This window comes from Streptomyces sp. bgisy027 (assembly GCF_057710365.1).
In genome coordinates this window covers 104,002-121,158 of sequence record NZ_JBYIVZ010000011.1, presented here as the reverse complement: position 1 = coordinate 121,158, position 17,157 = coordinate 104,002, and the positions used below count along the sequence as shown (strand labels likewise).

At 72.8% G+C, this 17,157-nt stretch carries 14 protein-coding genes and 1 pseudogene; 12 read left to right on the top strand and 3 right to left on the bottom strand.

Features of this window, described 5'->3' with window-relative positions; genetic code table 11:
• Nucleotides 1–468 precede the first annotated feature (468 nt).
• On the bottom strand, nucleotides 469–1,371 hold the full coding sequence (locus AC3ETA_RS13965; RefSeq protein WP_432193194.1) for a universal stress protein: 903 nt from the start codon (nucleotides 1,369–1,371) through the stop codon (nucleotides 469–471).
• A gap of 906 nt (nucleotides 1,372–2,277) precedes the next feature.
• Between AC3ETA_RS13965 and AC3ETA_RS13960 the strand changes: the two genes are divergently transcribed.
• The 12 genes and pseudogenes from AC3ETA_RS13960 to AC3ETA_RS13905 form a co-directional block, all read left to right on the top strand.
• Nucleotides 2,278–2,784, top strand: a complete 507-nt coding sequence (locus AC3ETA_RS13960; protein WP_432193193.1) for a hydrogenase maturation protease — start codon at nucleotides 2,278–2,280, stop codon at nucleotides 2,782–2,784.
• On the top strand, nucleotides 2,781–5,072 hold the full coding sequence (gene hypF / locus AC3ETA_RS13955; protein WP_432193192.1) for a carbamoyltransferase HypF: 2,292 nt from the start codon (nucleotides 2,781–2,783) through the stop codon (nucleotides 5,070–5,072). Before AC3ETA_RS13960 ends, hypF begins: the two co-directional genes overlap by 4 nt.
• A 6-nt stretch (nucleotides 5,073–5,078) precedes the next feature.
• Entirely contained in the window at nucleotides 5,079–5,336 is a 258-nt protein-coding gene (locus tag AC3ETA_RS13950; protein ID WP_432193191.1) for a HypC/HybG/HupF family hydrogenase formation chaperone, read from the top strand.
• Nucleotides 5,337–5,495: 159 nt separating this feature from the next.
• Nucleotides 5,496–6,650 carry a 4Fe-4S dicluster domain-containing protein gene (locus AC3ETA_RS13945; RefSeq protein ID WP_432193190.1) on the top strand — a complete coding sequence of 385 codons (1,155 nt, stop codon included), beginning with the start codon at nucleotides 5,496–5,498 and terminating at the stop codon, nucleotides 6,648–6,650.
• Nucleotides 6,650–7,114: a Crp/Fnr family transcriptional regulator gene (locus tag AC3ETA_RS13940; RefSeq protein WP_432193189.1), complete on the top strand. Its 465-nt coding sequence runs from the start codon at nucleotides 6,650–6,652 to the stop codon at nucleotides 7,112–7,114. Before AC3ETA_RS13945 ends, AC3ETA_RS13940 begins: the two co-directional genes overlap by 1 nt.
• Nucleotides 7,111–7,917, top strand: coding sequence for an FAD/NAD(P)-binding protein (locus tag AC3ETA_RS13935; protein ID WP_432193188.1), 807 nt, complete (start codon nucleotides 7,111–7,113; stop codon nucleotides 7,915–7,917). Before AC3ETA_RS13940 ends, AC3ETA_RS13935 begins: the two co-directional genes overlap by 4 nt.
• 1 nt (nucleotide 7,918) lies before the next feature.
• Nucleotides 7,919–8,680 carry an NADH-quinone oxidoreductase subunit B family protein gene (locus AC3ETA_RS13930; protein ID WP_432193187.1) on the top strand — a complete coding sequence of 254 codons (762 nt, stop codon included), beginning with the start codon at nucleotides 7,919–7,921 and terminating at the stop codon, nucleotides 8,678–8,680.
• Nucleotides 8,677–10,038: a Ni/Fe hydrogenase subunit alpha gene (locus AC3ETA_RS13925; protein ID WP_432193186.1), complete on the top strand. Its 1,362-nt coding sequence runs from the start codon at nucleotides 8,677–8,679 to the stop codon at nucleotides 10,036–10,038. The genes AC3ETA_RS13930 and AC3ETA_RS13925 overlap by 4 nt, the downstream gene beginning before the upstream one ends.
• Entirely contained in the window at nucleotides 10,031–10,657 is a 627-nt protein-coding gene (locus AC3ETA_RS13920) for a CBS domain-containing protein (RefSeq protein ID WP_432193185.1), read from the top strand. Before AC3ETA_RS13925 ends, AC3ETA_RS13920 begins: the two co-directional genes overlap by 8 nt.
• A gap of 16 nt (nucleotides 10,658–10,673) precedes the next feature.
• The gene (gene hypD / locus AC3ETA_RS13915) at nucleotides 10,674–11,777 is read left to right on the top strand and encodes a hydrogenase formation protein HypD (protein WP_432193184.1); all 1,104 of its coding nucleotides are present in this window, start codon (nucleotides 10,674–10,676) and stop codon (nucleotides 11,775–11,777) included.
• On the top strand, nucleotides 11,774–12,808 hold the full coding sequence (gene hypE / locus AC3ETA_RS13910; protein ID WP_432193183.1) for a hydrogenase expression/formation protein HypE: 1,035 nt from the start codon (nucleotides 11,774–11,776) through the stop codon (nucleotides 12,806–12,808). Before hypD ends, hypE begins: the two co-directional genes overlap by 4 nt.
• A gap of 389 nt (nucleotides 12,809–13,197) precedes the next feature.
• Nucleotides 13,198–13,401: pseudogene (locus AC3ETA_RS13905) on the top strand (flavodoxin domain-containing protein); the annotation flags it as partial.
• 194 nt (nucleotides 13,402–13,595) lie between these two features.
• Here AC3ETA_RS13905 and AC3ETA_RS13900 read toward each other — a convergent pair.
• Nucleotides 13,596–14,327, bottom strand: coding sequence for a CBS domain-containing protein (locus AC3ETA_RS13900; RefSeq protein WP_432193182.1), 732 nt, complete (start codon nucleotides 14,325–14,327; stop codon nucleotides 13,596–13,598).
• Between the two features lie 12 nt (nucleotides 14,328–14,339).
• Complete coding sequence (locus AC3ETA_RS13895; RefSeq protein WP_432193181.1) at nucleotides 14,340–17,051, bottom strand: bifunctional acetate--CoA ligase family protein/GNAT family N-acetyltransferase; 2,712 nt, start codon at nucleotides 17,049–17,051, stop codon at nucleotides 14,340–14,342.
• Nucleotides 17,052–17,157: the final 106 nt, after the last annotated feature.

Genomic DNA, 17,157 nt, shown 5'->3' with positions numbered 1-17,157 from the left:
GGCTCGTGGCACGTCCCGTGCCGCGGCCGAGGCCGAACGGCCCCCTGCACGCGAGAGAACGGCCCCGAACGACCCCACGACGTCTCCTGTTCGGCCCCTGCCGCGGCGCAGTTCCCGGTGTCACCTTCCTGTCCCGTCTACGGGGCCGGACGGTGAGGTGGCGGCTCGACCAACGGCGATACGAGCAGTGGGGCAGGGAGTGGGAGCAGACCGGACCGCAGTGGCGCCGCAAGACCACATGATCCGTCGGAAGGGAACAGGGGACCGGGGGCGGTCGGCACGTTCCCGGGCGGCCCTGCCTCGCCGGTACCGCCTCAGTGTCCGCCCACCGCTCCTCGTCCCGCACGGAGCCATCCCGGCCTGACTCACCACCACCCCTCCCTCGCGGCCGTGTACCGACGACGCGGCGGTCAGCTTCCGACCACGCCGTGGGACTGCTTCCCGGCGCGCGACGGCACCCCCGGCCACTCACGCGTGGGGGACGACAGCCACAGGGCAGCCGACGTGATGGATGGCGGCGTGGGTGACTGGTCCGGTGTGGGGGCCCGTGGGGCGGTCCGTCATGCGGCGGCCGACCACGAGGAGGCTCGCCCCGGTGGCGGCGCGGACCAGGACGGACTGAGCGCGCCCCTCGGTCACGGTCTCGGCGACTTCGACCTCGGGGTACTTGTCCCGCCAGCCCTTCAGGACGGCGGTGAGGAAGCCGAGCCATTCCTCGGCCTGTTCCGGGCCGTTCACCAGTCCGATGTCGCCGGGGCCGAGCCCCAGCGGGGACGGTGTCTGCCAGGCGTGCACGACATGCAGGCGCGCTTCCCGCACTCGCGCCGCCTCGAAGGCGAACTCGATCACCTCGTCGCAGGGGTCGCCGAGGTCGATGCCCAGGACGACGTCCCGGTAGCCGGTACCGGTGGACGGGCCGCCGTCGCCGGCCGGCAGGTGTTCGTCCGACGCTTCTTCCCCTGCCCGGACGAGGACGACCGGCGTGGTGGTGCGTGCCACCACTCCCAGGGCGACCGAACCGACCAGGAACCCGGTGAAGCCGCTCAGCCCCCGAGAGCCGAGGACGAGCAGGTCGGCAGCGTCGGCGGCCTGGAGGAGCGCGGTGGTCGCCGGTCCGTCGATCTGCTCGTCGTCGAGTTTGACTCCCGGGCACGTACGCCGGATGCGGTCCTCGGCCTGGCGCAGAGCGCGCCGGGCCAGATACCGCTGAGCTGCCGTCGCCGGTTCGCCGGCCCCCTGGCGGGGGTGCCGGTTCCAGGCATGTACCAGACGCAGTGGCCGGTTCCGGCGCACCGCCTCGCGCGCTGCCCACTCGGCGGCGGCGAGACTCTCGGCGGATCCGTCGACTCCGGCGATGACGGGCGCAAGCATGGTGCTCACCTCCTGTGGTCGGTCTGTTCCTGATGCCACCGTCCCGCCGTGCCCTGACGACTGCCAGGGGCCGCCAGGACCGCGAACCGGCCCGTTCGACCCCGTGCGCGCAGGGCCATGCCGTGGCGGGCGCGCCGACCGGCCGACGCCGGTGATGATCTCTCGTTCCCTGATGCGCCGACTTCCGCCCTGCCGTCCCGAAGCGGTGGCGTCCCGGTTGGCCGCCGGACTCACCGACCGGCCTCCGGCTTCGCGGGCCCGCGGCCCGCATCTCACCGGGGCCCCGGTGGCGGTCCTGTCTCACCGGGGCTCCGGTGGCGGTCCTGCGCACGGTGGCGGAGGATGCGGAACTGCTGGTGCTCGGTCTGCGCGGCGAGGGCAGTCACCCCCGGATTCCCGTGGGATAGACCGCCGACGCCCTGGTCCGGGCGGGCGAGCGGCCCGTGCTGCTCGTCCCCGGCGCCCTGGCCGGCGAAGGATCGCCCGACCGGTGCGACGGCGTGGCCCTCGGCCTCGACGCCCGCGGCCCGGCGGGGGGCACGGTCACCCTCGCCTTCGAGACGGCGCGGCTGCGTGGCGCACGGCCCCACGCCGTACCCGCCCGGAGGCTGCCGGTCCGGGCGGCGGAGCGGCCCTTCCCCTCCTCGGAGAGGATCGCGCGATCTGGGAGGACGACGAGGTGCAGCATCTGTCGGACGCGTTGCGGCCGTGGCGCGGCACGTATCCGGAGGTCCATGCCATGGAGGACGCCGTCCTGCTCTCCCCGGAGGTGGCGCTCGCCCACGCCTCCGGGAACTGCGGTCTCGTGGTGGTCGGCCGACGGTACGGCGGCCGGGGATGTTCGGCCCCGCGGGCGGGGCCCTTCGGCCCATGCGGCGCACAGCGGCCACGGCCCACGGTGAAGTCATGAGGACCCGCGGTCGGATCACCGTCATCGGCGTCGGGAACGAGTTCCGGCGCGACGACGGGGTGGGCTGGGCCGTGCTCGCCCGTCTGCGCGAGCGGGCCGAGACCCGGCCGTTGCCGCCGGACACCGAACTCGCGACCTGCGACGGCGAACCCGGTCGGCTGATCGACCTGTGGCAAGGTGCTCGGCTCGCGGTGGTCGTCGACGCGGCCCACGCGCACCCGGGCGCCCCGGGCCGCGTGCACCGCCTGGCACTCGACGCCGGGGTCCTGGCGCAGCCTTCGTCCACGAGCTCTCACGGTCTGGGCCTGGGGGAGGCCGTCGAACTGGCGAGGGTGCTGGGGCTGCTGCCCGAGCGGTTGCTCGTGTACGCGGTCGAGGGCGCCGAGAGCGAGCTGGGCACCGGTCTGTCCCCCGCCGTCGCGGGGGCGGTGGAGCCCCTCGTGGAGGCCGTCGAGAAGGAGATCGCACGCCACGCGGACAGCGCAGCCGGGGGATCGTCATGACCGCGCGGCGCTTCCACGTCGAAGGCATCGTGCAAGGCGTCGGCTTCCGGCCCTTCGTCTACCGCACGGCGGCCGAGTTCGGCCTGGACGGCTGGGTGGCCAACGTCGACGGGCATGTGGAGGGCGAGGTCGTCGGGCCGACGCACGCGATCGAGGAGTTCGCCGCCCGGCTGCGCACCGGCGCCCCGTCCCTCGCCAAGGTGCGCCGCGTCCGGCTGACCGGTGTCGAGCGGCAGTCGCCCCGCGCCGCCGGCTTCCACGTACTGCACAGTGCCCTCGGTGGACCGGACGCGGCATCCCGCGAGATCCCGCCGGACGCCGCGATCTGCGACGCCTGCCTGAGCGAACTGCGCGACCCGCTCGACCGCCGCTACCGGTACCCGTTCATCAACTGCACCGACTGCGGTCCGCGCGCCACGATCATCGAGAACCTGCCGTACGACCGGGTCCGCACGACCATGCGCCGGTTCCCGCTGTGCGCCGCCTGCGCGGCCGAGTACGCCGACCCCGACGACCGGCGCTTCCACGCCGAACCGGTCGCCTGCCCCGTGTGCGGGCCCCGGTTGGTCTGGGCGGAGATGCGCGGTGAGCGGGCGCTGCGGGCCGCGGTGCGGACCATCGGCACGGGTGGAATCGTCGCGCTGAAAGGGCTGGGGGGCTATCAGCTCGTGTGCGACGCGGGCGACGCGGCGGCCGTGGCGGAGCTGCGGCGCCGCAAGCGCCGTCCGGCGAAGCCGTTCGCGGTGATGGTGCGCGATGTCGGGGCGGCCGCGCGGCTGACGCGGATCGGCGCGGGCGAACGCCGGGCACTGGCTTCTCCGGAGCGGCCCGTCGTGCTGCTCGGTCGGCGCCGGTGGCACGGTCGAACGGCTCCCCTCGCTCCCGAAGTCCACCCCGGCCTCACCCGGGTCGGCCTCTTTCTGCCCACCACCGGTCTGCACGCCCTCCTCCTCGACGAGCTCGCCCGGCCGCTCGTGGTCACCAGCGGCAACCTCAGCGACCAGCCGATCGCCGTCGACGACGAGGAGGCGCGCGGCACTCTCGCCACCGTGGCGGACGGCTTCCTCACCCACGACCGGCCCATCCGGTCCCGGTACGACGACTCCGTGGTGCAGTTCACCGGACGGACGCGGATCACCGTACGCCGGGCGCGCGGCCTCGCTCCCGCCCCGCTGCCGCTGGCGGTACGGCAGCCTGTCGCGGGGGCCGGAGCCCAGCTGAAGCACACGTTCACCCTGGCCGCCGACGGCCGGGCCCACGTCGGGCCGCACACCGGGGACCTGGCCGACCAGCCGACGTACGAGGCGTTCACGGCGTCGTACGCACACCTCAAGGCACTCACGGGCATCGAGCCGGAGGTCGTGGCCCATGACCTCCACCCCGGCTATCTCTCCACCCGATGGGCCGAGGCGCAGCCGCTGCGCCGTATCCCGGTGCAGCACCACCACGCGCACGTCGCTGCCTGCGCGGCCGAGCACGGGGTGCGGGGCCGGTTCCTCGGGGTCGCCTACGACGGGCTGGGACTGGGCGACGACGGCACGCTGTGGGGAGGCGAGGTCCTGGTCGCCGATCTGCGGGGCTACCGCCGCGTGGGCAGGTTCGCCACCGCGCCCCTGCCCGGCGGCGACGCGGCGGTACGCCACCCCTCCCGGACCGCCCTGGGCCATCTGCTGGGCGGCGAGGTGCTGGGCTGCCCGCGACCGTATCCATGGCTGGTCCGGCCGTTCACCGACCGGCTCGACCCGGCGGAGGTCACCACCCTGCGCGCCATGATCGCGCGGAACGTCAATTGCCCGCGCGCGTCGAGCGCGGGCCGGCTCTTCGACACCGCGGCCGCGCTGCTCGGACTCGCCGGCCGGGTGACCTACGAGGGCGAGGCGGCCGTCCGGCTGGAGGCGACTGCGGGGGACGAGCATGCCGTGCCGCTCGCCCATCGGGTGGTACGGGCGCAGGGGCTGTGGGTGTACGACCCGACGCCGACCCTGGCCGATCTGCTGGGACGGCAGCTGGACGGGGAGCCGGTGGCACGGCTCGCGGCGGCCTTCCATCAGACGCTCGCGACGGTCACCGCCGAACTCGTCGCGCGGGCCGTGGCCGAGGGTGCGCCGCGCACGGTGTGCCTGGGCGGCGGCTGCTTCGTCAACCGGCGGCTGCTGACCGAGGTGAAGGGCAGGCTGCGCGCGCAGGGACTGCGGGTGCTGGTCGGCGGTCAGGTTCCGGTCGGGGACGGCGGCATCAGCTACGGCCAGACGGCGGTCGCGGCCGCACGGCTGGCCGGGAAGGGGTGAACGCGTATGTGTCTGGGGATTCCCGGCCGGGTCCTGGAGATCCACGACGACGCCGGACTGCGCATGGCGATGGTCGACTTCGGCGGCATCCGACGCGAGGTCTGTCTGAGCTGCACACCCGGGGCCGGCGTCGGGTCGTACGTCATCGTGCACGTCGGCTTCGCGATCACCCAGGTCGACGAGGCGGAGGCACAGCGGACGCTCGGGGTGCTGCGCGCGATGGCGGGAGCCGTCGAGGGTGAGCTGGGCGAACCACTGCCGTGACGCTCCGCCCGCCTTGGCCGACCCGCGCCCTGATCGGCTCGGCGTCGAGGGATCCGGTCGGCTCCCGACCAGGGCCGGTCGGCCCCTCCCGCAGGCGCTCCCCGCAGTCGCAACCTGATGATGGAGAAGAACGGAGCCGCCCGGACAAGGAGGACCGTCATGACCGCCACCGCAGCCCCGGCCGTGCTCGACCGGGACGGCCTCGACGCCCTGGTCGCGGCGCTGACGGCAGCGGGCAGGACCGTGGTCGGGCCGACGGTGCGGGACGGCGCGATCGTGCTGGCCGAGCTGACCACGGCGGACGCTCTCCCCTACGGCTGGGGCGTCGAACTGGAAGCCGGACACTACCGGCTGGTCCGTCGCGAGGACGGAGCCGCCTTCGCACACAGCGCCGGGCCGCAGTCGTGGAAGTCCTATCTGCATCCCGCGCGGGAGAAGCTGTGGAGCGCCGACCGGACAGCGGACGGGGACATCCGCTTCACCCCGCACGAGCCGGATCCGCCGTCGTACGCCTTCCTCGGTGTCCGCCCCTGCGACCTGCGGGCCATCGCCATCCAGGACCGGGTCCTCACCGGCGGGCGGTACGAGGACTCCGGGTACGGCGGGCGCCGCGCCAAGGCGTTCCTGATCGTCGCGGAGTGCACCGAACCCGGTGCCACCTGCTTCTGCATCTCCACGGGAGGCGGCCCGGCGGCCGACCCCGGATACGACCTGGCGCTGACCGAGGTGATCGACGAGGCCGGTCACCGTTTCCTCGTGCGCGCCGGCAGCGAGCAGGGTGCCGAACTGCTGGAGCAGTTGCCGCACCGCACCGCCGACCCGGACACCGAAGCCACCGCACGCGCCACGGTGGACGCCGCCCGCGACCGCATGGGCCGCGCCCTGCCCCCGGTGGACCTGCGTGACCTCATGGGCGCGAGCCTCGACGCCGAGCGTTGGGACGACGTCGCCGCCCGCTGCCTGACGTGCGGCAACTGCACGATGGTCTGCCCGACCTGCTTCTGCACCACCACCGAGGAGATCACCGACCTCACCGGTGACCACACCGAGCGCTGGCAGCGCTGGGACTCCTGCTTCGACCTGGACTTCTCCCATCTGCACGGCGGCCCGGTCCGCCCCTCGCCCCGCGGACGCTACCGGCAGTGGCTCACCCACAAGCTGTCGACCTGGCACGACCAGTTCGACACGACGGGATGCGTCGGCTGTGGTCGCTGCATCACCTGGTGCCCGGTCGGCATCGACATCACGGAGGAAGTCGCCGCCCTGGACGCCGAACGGGCTGAGCACACGGCTCCCGGAACGGAGACGGACTGATGCCTCCCTCGATCGCCCTGCGCATGAACCACGCGCTGCCCGTCGAGCACCGCGAGCGGCTGCTCCGGGTCGGCCGTGAGGTCCGGTTCCGGCCGGGCACCCGCCTGTTCGAGGAGGGCGGGCACGCCGACCGCTTCTGGATCATCCGGGACGGCACGACCGCCCTCGACATGCATGTGCCCGGTCGCCGTCCGCCCGTCATCGAGACACTCGGCGTCGGCGACCTCGTCGGCTGGTCCTGGCTGTACGAGCCGTACGTCTGGCAGTTGGGTGCCGGAACCCTGACCGCCCTGCGCGCCCACGAGTTCGACGCCGTCGCCGTCCGGCTGATGTGCCTGAACGACCCCGAGTTCGGACGCGCCGTCGAGCACTGGGTCGGCCGGGTGCTCGCCCACCGTCTGAACGCCGCACGCACCCGGCTGGTCGACCTGTACGGCATCCACGAGACGAAGGAAGCACGATGACCGCCGTGCCGGTCCCCCATCGCGTGGTCGCACGCCGGCCGGAGACCGCGGACACCGTCACGCTGTGCCTCGAACCGGTCGGCGCCGCTCTGCCCGACTTCGCACCGGGTCAGTTCGCGATGGTGCACTCCTTCGGCCGCGGCGAGATCCCCCTGTCGGTGAGCTCCGTCCAGGCCACGGGCGGTCTCGCGCACACGATCCGCTCCGTGGGCGCGGTCTCCGACGGGCTGTGCTCGGCGCGGGTCGGCGAGGTCGTCGGAATGCGTGGTCCGTACGGCAACACCTGGGAGCTGGAACGGGCCCGCGGCGGTGACGTGGTGGTCGTGGCCGGCGGCATCGGTCTCGCCCCGCTGCGGCCGCTGATCCTGAGCGCGCTGGCCGAGCCGGAGGCGTACCGCCGCGTCGACGTCCTCGTCGGTGCGCGCACTCCGAGCGACCTCATCGCCCGGCAGGAGGTGGAGAGCTGGCCCACGGCTTTCACCGGGGTGACGGTCGACCGGCCCGATGACGGCTGGCGCGGGGACGTCGGCGTGGTCACCCAGCTGTTGGGGCGCGCGTATTTCGAGCCGGACAACGCCTGGGCGTTCGTGTGCGGGCCGGAGCCCATGATCCGGGCCACCTCCCGCGAACTCACCGAGCGCGGTGTCCCCCGCGACCGCATCCGGGTCTCGCTGGAGCGCAACATGCGCTGTGCGACAGGGCACTGCGGGCACTGCCAGCTCGGCCCGCTGCTGCTGTGCCAGGTGGGCCCCGTCGTGGACTGGGGAGACGCCGAACCGCTGCTTTCGGTAAGGGAGTTGTGAGATGGCACCCACCCTCGCCGTGTTCAAACTGGCCTCCTGTGACGGCTGCCAGCTCACCCTCCTGGACTGCGAGGACGAGCTTCTCGCGCTGGCGGGCGAGGTGGAGATCACGCACTTCCTGGAGGCGTCCAGCGCGGTGGGGGCCGGGCCGTACGATCTGTCTCTCGTCGAAGGCTCCGTCACCACGGCCGAGGACGCCGAGCGGGTGCGCGCGATCCGGGCCGCCTCACGGCGTCTGGTGACGATCGGAGCGTGCGCCACCGCCGGGGGCATCCAGGCACTGCGGAACTTCGCCGACGTCGACGAGTACCGGCGTGTGGTGTACGCGCACCCCGAATACGTCGAGACGCTGGCCACCTCCACTCCGGTGTCGGCCCATGTGGACGTCGACTTCGAGCTGCGCGGCTGTCCCATCGACAAGCGGCAGCTCATCGAGGTGATCACCGCGTTCCTCGCCGGCCGCAGGCCGGACGTCCCCGACCACAGCGTGTGCTTCGAGTGCAAGCGGCGCGGCACCGTCTGCGTCACCGTCGCCCACGGCACGCCCTGCCTCGGACCCGTCACCCATGCCGGCTGCGGAGCGCTGTGCCCCGCGTACGGCCGCGGCTGCTTCGGCTGCTTCGGCCCGTCCGGGTCGGTGAACCTGCCCGCACTGATCCCGCTGCTGCGCCGCGACGGTCTCGACGACGACGCGGTGGAGCGGTTCCTGCACACCTTCAACGCCGCCGCGTTCGAGGAGATCGAGAAGGAGTCGGCCGAGTGACGCACCGCGGTTCCCGTCTGCTGCACGTCGGCTCGCTGTCCCGGGTCGAGGGCGAGGGCGCGCTGCGCCTGCACGTCCACGACGGCACGGTCACCGAGGCTCGGCTGGAGATCTACGAGCCGCCGCGCTTCTTCGAGGCGTTTCTTCGCGGCCGTGCGTACACCGAGCCGCCTGACATCACCGCCCGGGTGTGCGGGATCTGTCCGGTGGCGTACCAGATGAGCGCCTGCGCGGCGATCGAGGACGCGTGCGGGGTGACGGTCGACCCGAACATCCGCGATCTGCGCAGGCTGCTGTACTGCGGTGAGTGGATCGAGAGCCAGACGCTGCACATCTACCTGCTGCACGCGCCGGACTTCCTGGGCCGCGCGAGCGCGATCGAACTCGCCCGCACGCACCGCATGGAGGTCGAGCGGGGGCTGCGGTTGAAGAAGGCCGGCAACTCGTTGATGGAGCTGCTCGGCGGGCGGGCCGTGCATCCGGTCAACGTCCGGCTCGGCGGCTTCTACCGGGTGCCCACACGTGACGAACTCCGTCCGGTCGCCGAGGAGTTGAAGCAGGCGCTGGACGACGCGTGGGACACCGTGCGCTGGGTCGCCGGCTTCGAGTTCCCGGACGCCCGGGTGGAGGCCGACCTGCTCGCCCTGGCCGAACCGGACACGTACGCCATCGAGGGCGGCACGCCGACCGTGCTGCGTGCCGACGGCACCAGGAGCTCGTTTCCCGTGCGGGACTTCACCGAGCATGTCGGCGAGAGGCACCTGCCTCACTCGACCGCGTTGCACTCTCGGCTCGACGGGCGGCTTCATCTCACGGGTTCCCTCGCCCGGTTCGCGGTCAGTGGCGCCCGGCTCTCTCCGGTGGCGGTGCAGGCGGCCGTGGAGGCGGGGCTCGGCGATCCGCGCGAGGGGGCCGTGTGCCGTAATCCGTTCCGGTCGATCCTGGTGAGGGCGGTGGAGACGTTGTACGCCGTGGGTGAGGCGCTGCGGATCATCGCGGGGTACGAGCCGCCCGGCCGCCCGTACACGGAGGTGCCCCCGCTCGCCGGCGTCGGCCACGGTGCCACCGAGGCTCCTCGCGGCCTGCTCTACCACCGCTACGAACTCGACGCCGACGGACTCGTCACCAGCGCGCTGCTCGTGCCGCCCACCGCACAGAACCAGGGCGCGATCGAGGACGACCTGCGGCGGATGACCCAGCGGGCGATCGGTGAGCGCGACCCGGACGACGGCGAACTGACCACCCTGTGCGAGCGGGCGATCCGCAACCACGACCCGTGCATCTCCTGCTCCACCCATTTCCTCGACCTGACGGTCGTCCGCACCACCGGAGACACAACGGGAGGTCGCCATGCCTGAATCTCCGTACACCGTGAGCGATGTGATGACGCACACCGTCGTCGCCGTCGGCAGCGAGGCACCCTTCAAGGAGATCGTCGAGCTGCTCGACCAGTGGAAGGCCAGTGCTCTGCCGGTGCTTGCCGGTGAGGGACGCGTCATCGGCGTGGTCTCCGAGGCCGATCTGCTGCCCAAGGAGGAGTTCCGCAACGGGGGCGAGAACGGGAGCGGTTTCGACGAGCGGCTCAAAGCCGACGCGGTGACCGCGGGCGAGCTGATGAGCACCCCGGCGGTGACCGTGCACGCGGACGCCTCGCTGGCCGAGGCGGCGCGCATCATGGCCCGCCGGCACGTCAAACGGCTTCCGGTCGTGGACGGCGTCGGCTTGCTCCAGGGCATCGTCAGCCGCAGCGATCTGCTGAAGGTGTTCCTGCGGTCCGACGAGGAGATCGCCGACGAGATCCGCGGCAGCGTGCTGGGCCTTCTTCCGATCACCGGCGTGCTGGGGGTCTCGGTCACCGAGGGCGTGGTCACACTGAGCGGTTCGATGCCCGAGCGGGCGCTGGTACCCGTGGTGGCCCGGGCCGTACGAGCCGTCGAGGGGGTCGTCGACGTCCAGTTGGATCTGACGCATCGCTGAAGGGCCTCGACCACCGATGAAGTACCTCGACGAGTACCGCGATCCCGTCCTCGCCCGGCGGCTGCTGGACGAGCTGCGGGAGACCGCGACGCGTCCCTGGCGGATCATGGAGGTGTGCGGCGGCCAGACGCACACGCTCGTCCGTCAGGGCATCGACGAACTGCTGCCGGCGGGGATGCGGATGATCCACGGCCCGGGCTGCCCGGTCTGCGTCACTCCGCTGGAGACCCTGGACCGGGCGATGGCGATCGCCGCCCGGCCCGGCGTGATCCTCACCAGTTTCGGGGACATGCTGCGCGTGCCCGGCACGGACACCGATCTCCTGTCGCTGCGGGCGCGGGGCGCGGACGTACGGGTGGTCTACGCCCCGATGGACGCCGTACGCCTTGCCGCCGAACACCCCGACAAGGAGGTCGTCTTCCTCGCGGTCGGCTTCGAGACGACCGCGCCCGCCAACGCCACAGCCGTGCTGCACGCGGCCCGCCTCGGGCTGCCGAACTTCTCGATCCTGGTCAGCCATGTCCTGGTCCCGCCCGCGATGACCGCGCTGCTGGACGATCCGGACTGCGAGGTTCAGGCGTTCCTGGCGGCCGGGCATGTGTGCGCGGTGATGGGCTGGCGGGAGTACGAGCCGATCGCCGCCGGGTACCGGGTGCCGATCGTGGTCACCGGGTTCGAGCCGCTGGACCTGCTGGAGGGCATCCTGATGGCCGTACGGCAGCTGGAGTCGGGGCGGTTCGAGGTCGAGAACCAGTACGTACGTGCCGTACGGCGCTCGGGCAACGCCGAGGCACGGGATGCGGTCCGTGAGGTGTTCGAGGTGACCGACCGGGCCTGGCGAGGCATCGGGGCGCTGCCCGGCAGCGGGCTCGAACTTGCCGTGAAGTACCGGCGGTTCGATGCCGCCGAGCGCTTCGCCGTGGGCGGGCTGTGTCCCGTCGAGGACGACGAGTGCATCGCCGGCGCCGTACTCACCGGCGCCAAGCTGCCCACCGACTGCGCGGCGTACGGCACCCGCTGCACGCCCCGCCATCCCCTCGGCGCGCCGATGGTGTCGTCCGAGGGCACCTGCGCCGCCTTCCACGCGGCCGGACGCGCTCCCGCCAGGAGGACGGCATGACCATCGAGTGCCCCACCCCCCACCACGACGACGAGGTCGTCCTGCTCGGCCATGGAGCCGGCGGCCGCCTCACCGCCGAGCTCCTCGACCGGCTGGTCCTGCCCGCCCTGGACGGCGACACGGGTCCCATGGAGGACGCGGCACTGCTGCCGGGCTACCGGGAACTGGTGATCAGCACCGACGGTTTCGTCGTCAGCCCGCTGTTCTTCCCCGGCGGCGACATCGGGTCCCTCGCCGTCCACGGCACGGTCAACGACCTCGCCATGCGGGGCGCGTGGCCCCTTGCGCTGTCGGTCTCCCTCATCATCGAGGAGGGACTGCCGCTGGCCGAGCTCCGCGCTGTCCTGGCCTCGTTGGGGAAGGCCGCGCAGGACGTGGGAGTGCCCGTGGTCACCGGGGACACCAAGGTCGTGGGGCGCGGAGCCGCCGACAGACTGTTCATCAACACCACCGGCATCGGGCAGCGGCACGGTGCGCTTCATCCGTCCGCCGCGCTGGCCCGTCCCGGTGACGCGGTCCTGCTGTCCGGACCGATCGGACTGCACGGGACGACCGTGCTCAGCACCCGTGAACGCCTCGGCTTCGAGAGCGGCATCGCCTCCGACACCCGGCCCCTGCACCGCCTGGTGCGCGCCCTGGTGCCGTTCGGCGCCGATGTCCATGTGCTGCGCGACCCGACCCGCGGCGGGCTCGCGGCGGCCCTCAACGAGATCGCCCGTGACTCGTCCGTGACCGTCGAGATCGACGAGAGCGCGGTCCCGGTGCCCGAGCCGGTCGCCTCGGCCTGCGATCTGCTCGGGCTGGACCCGCTGATCGTCGCCAACGAGGGCTGCCTTGTCGCTTTCGTGGCCGGCGACGCGGCCGAGAGCGCGCTGCACGCGATGCGGTCGCTCAGCGAGGGTGCGGGAGCGGTGCGGATCGGCGAGGTACCGGCGTACGGCCCGGCCGGGCGGGTGACGCTGCGCACGCTCGTGGGTGCCCGGCGGATCGTGGAGATGCCGCTCGGAGAGCAGTTGCCGCGGATCTGCTGAGCGCGCTCCGGGGGTCCGCACAGCCGGGCGTCAGGCCCCCCCGTGAGCCGTCAGCCCCGAGGACGGTCGACGCCGGTGCGGCCCGGTCCCCGGTCCGGGTCATCGTCGCCACCGGACCGGAACGGCGTCGTGCACCAGCACCTCGACGGGCGGACGGCGGGCCGTGCGCCACGTGCGTGACGGACGGCCCTGGCGCAGGATCACCTCCGGAGACATCCCGCCGACGAGGTGCGCCCGGATCTCCGCCCGCGGGGCGGGCAGTTCGAGGGGTTGAGTGTGGACAGCAGCGCCACGGTTCCGGTGGATCAGGCGGTGCGCACGAGGTCGGCGAGCAGTCGGAGTTGCTCCGGTTCGTCGACGACCTGAAGGGGGCCCCTCGACGCTGACACAAGGACGCCCGCCGGTTCCTGCACAGGCACCGCCGCGAACTGGCGGGACGACCACTGCGGCTGTTCAGCAGCGGCCCGCTGGACCCCTCGGCCGCCGAGCGGGACATCCCGCCCGTGGCCGGCCTCGAGCGAGCCATGATCAGGCTCCACGCCAACGGGCACGTCACTTTCGGCGGCTGCCTGGAGGAGGGCGGTCCGGCGTACGGTCCGCCGCCGACCACGACGGCGTCGTACGGATCCACGCGATCGACGGAGCCGGCCGGCAGCACCTCGGCGGTGAGACCTTCCTTGCACAGGACCTCGGCCACGGCCTCGGCGATCTGCGCGGTCGATCCGTTCGTCGTCCCGGAGGCGACCGGCACCTTGGTGGTCAGGGTGCTCCGCCTCCTTTCCGCACGTCACAGCTTGCGCAGCCACTCGTCGGCGACGCCGTGCAGTGCCCGGTCGTCGGGCCGGACGTGCGAGTCGTCCAGACGCCAGGTGAGCTTGTCGACGACCGCGACGACGCCGTCGATCTGCCGGGCCATGGAGACGGCGATCTCCGTCTCGCTCTTGCGCTCCATCTGGCCCATGAGCGTGACCACGCCCTCCGTGACGGACACGGCGATGCTGCGTGCCGGCAGCCACAGGGCCCTCACCAGCACCTCGTCGACGATCTCGGCGCGGATGTCCGCATCCGGCCGCAGGAAGACCTGGAGCAGGTCCCGACGGGTGACGATTCCCACCAGCCGGTGCTCCTCGTCGAGAACGGGCAGCCGTTCCACGTGATGCTTCGCCATGGTCCTGGCGGCCTCGACGATGGTGTCGTCCGCGTGGACCATGATCGCCGGCTCGGTCATCAGCTGGCCGGCGGTCCGGGCGCGGGCCTTCACGGCACGCTCCCGGCCGGAGCGGGTCATCCGGTCGAAGCGCAAGCGCTTCTTCGGCTCGTACGGGTCGGGCGTCTCGGCCTGCCGGACCATCAGATCCGTCTCCGAGATGACGCCGATGACCTTCTCGTCCTCGTCGACGACCGGTAGCCCGCTGATGCGGTGGTCACCGAGCAGCCGGGCCACCTCCTTGAACGGGGTGCCGTACTCGGCGCGGACGACCTCCGTGGTCATCACGGAGCCGACCTTGTTGTGCTTCATGGCTGTTCCTCCTCAGCGGAGTCGGCGCAGATACGGATCCTGGGGCCCGCGGGGCAGCAGACGCACGCGCGCGTCGAGCACGGTGACCGCGCCCGGTGTCGCGAGAACGGGGTTGAAGTCGGCCTCGGCCAGCTGCGGCAGGTCGCTCGCCATGCGCGACAGCCGCAGCAGCAGTTGTTCGAGACCCTGGAGATCGACGGGCCGGGTGCCTCCCCCGGAGGGGGTGCCCCCGGCGCCGAGCAGGAGCGGGGCGCAGCGCGGGGCCGTGATCAGGTCATGGACGTCGAGGTCGGTGAGCGGGGCGAGCCGTGCGGCGTGGTCGGCGAGGACTTCCGTCGCGGTGCCGCCGAGTCCGAACAGGACGAGGGGCCCGAAGACCTGGTCCTGGACGACACCGGCGAACAGCTCGGTACCGCGGTCGGCGAGCGGCTGGATCAGCACGCCCTCCAGCAGACCGGCGAACCGGGTCTCCAAGTCACGGAAGGCCGCGCGGACTTGCGTGTCGCCCCGGAGATCCAGATGGACGGCGTGTTCGGCAGTCTTGTGAACCAGGCCCGGCCAGTAGCCCTTCATCACGACGCGGCCGTCCGCACCGCGCAGCCGCTCGGCCGCGAGCGAGGCGTCGTTCTCGGTGTCGGCCCAGGCCCAGGGCGACTGGCGGATGCCATAGCAGCCGAGGAGTTCGGCGCATTCGCGCGGGTCCAGCCAGCCGCCGTCGGGGTGCCGGTCGAGGTAGGTCTCGACGAAGGCATGTGCGCGGTCGGCTTCGACGTCGTCGAGGTCCGGGACGGTCCCGGCGGGGCGGGCGAGCCAGACGGCCCGGCGGGCAGCGTGGGCCAACGCCCGTGCCGCCGCCTGGGGTTCGGCGTAGGAGGGGATGGTGGTGTCGTCGGCAGCGGGCAGCAGCTCGACGGGCAGGCCCTGTTCGAGGCGTACCGCGACGACCGGCTTGGACCGTCGTCCGGGAATGCGGGTGAGGGCTCGGACGAGGTCGTCGCCGGTCGCCGCGGCGACCGCGGTGGGGACGAGGGCCACTATGACGGCGTCGACGGCGCCGTTGCGCGTGATCCTTTCCACACAGTTCGTGAGCTGCTCCTCCGTGACGGCGGCGGTGGCGTCGACGGGGTTGTCGACGGCGGCTCCTGCGGGCAGGACGGCGAGCAGGTCGTCGATCAGTTCGGGACCGGGCGCGGGGAGCTGAAGTCCGGACTCGGCGCAGGCGTCGGCGGCCAGGACACCCGCTCCCCCGGCGTTGGTGACGATGGCGACGCGAGGGCCGGCGGGCAGCGGCTGGGAGTGCAACAGCGCGGCCGTTTCCAGGAGTTCGCCGCAGGAGTGGGTGGCGGTGATGCCGGCCTGGGTGAACAGCGCTCCGCGCGTCATGGTGCGGGTGGCGGCGGCCGCGGTGTGCGAGGCGGCGGCGCGCCGGCCTGCCTCGGTGCGCCCGGCGTCGACGGTCAGGACCGGCATCCGGCGGCTCACCCGACGGGCCGTGCGCGAGAAGGCGCGCGGGCTGCCGAAGGACTCCAGGTGCAGCAGCGCGAGGTCGGTGCGGCCGTCGCTCTCCCACCACTGGAGCAGGTCGTTGCCGCTGACGTCGTACTTGTCGCCGAGGGAGACGAACGAGGAGACGCCGATGCCCAGCCGGGACAGCCCGTCGAGCAACGCGATGCCGACTCCGCCGGACTGAACGGCGACGCCCGCGGTTCCGGTCCTCGGGTGGCCGGCCGCGAAGGTGGCATCCAGGCGCAGTTCCGGGTCGGTGTTGGAGATGCCGAGGCAGTTGGGCCCGACGAGGCGCATGCCGTACGCGCGGCAGGCCGCCAGCAGGGCCCGTCCCTGGTCGGCGTCCAGGCCGGCGGTGACGACCAGGACCGCGCGCACGCCCGCCTTGCCGCACTCCTCGGCGGTAGCGGGGATCGCGTCGGCAGGAAGAGCGAGGACCGCGAGGTCCGGGGTCCTGGGCAGGGCGCCGACGGAGGGGTGGCACGGCACGCCGAGGATCGAGCTCGCGCGGGGGTTCACCGCGAACAGGCGGCCGGTGTAGCCGCCGGCGTGCAGCTGGTGCAGGATCGCCCGGCCCACCGACCCGGGCCTGCGTCCCGCGCCGACGACGGCGACCGTGCGCGGCCGCAGCAGCGGTTCGAGGCTGATCACGTCGGCGGTGCGACCGCGTTCCTCCACGGCCGTCAGGTAGGTGTCGCTCCGGTCGAGGGCGATGGTGCAGCGCACCTCCGGGCCCTCGAAGCGACGGGCCGTGGGCAGGCCGAGGTCGGCGAAGAGCTTCAGCACCTCGTGGTTCTCGCTGAGCGCGTCGGCCGTGAACGTGGTGACGCCCTCGGCGCGGGCGGCGGAGACCAGGTGCTCGACGAGCAGTGTGCCGACGCCGCGGTGATGCAGCCCGTCGGCGACGGCGATGGAGATCTCCGCCGTGTCCCCGCTCCCGCCGCTGTCGTACTCGGCGAGACCGATCACCCGGCCGCCGGTCTCGGCCAGCAGCGCCCGGTACCCGGGGTGCGGCTCGGCGCAGACCCGGTCGGCGGCCATCTGGGCGGATCGACGGCTGGCGGCGAAGAACCTCAGGCGCAGATTCTCGGGAGACATCTCCTCGAAGAGCCCCTGCACCTGATCGTGGTCCTCCCGCCGCACAGGGCGGATGCACACGGTGGTGCCGTCCGCGAGCAGGGCATGGACCGTGGGCCGGCTGAGCGTGTCGTCCGTCATCGCGGTTCCCCTCGGTGTTCCTCGCGTTCGCCTCGGTACTTAGAGCGTCCTGCGGAACGCGCGCCGGCCCCATGGGCTGTCCGGGCGGGGCGGGTGGGCCGATCGG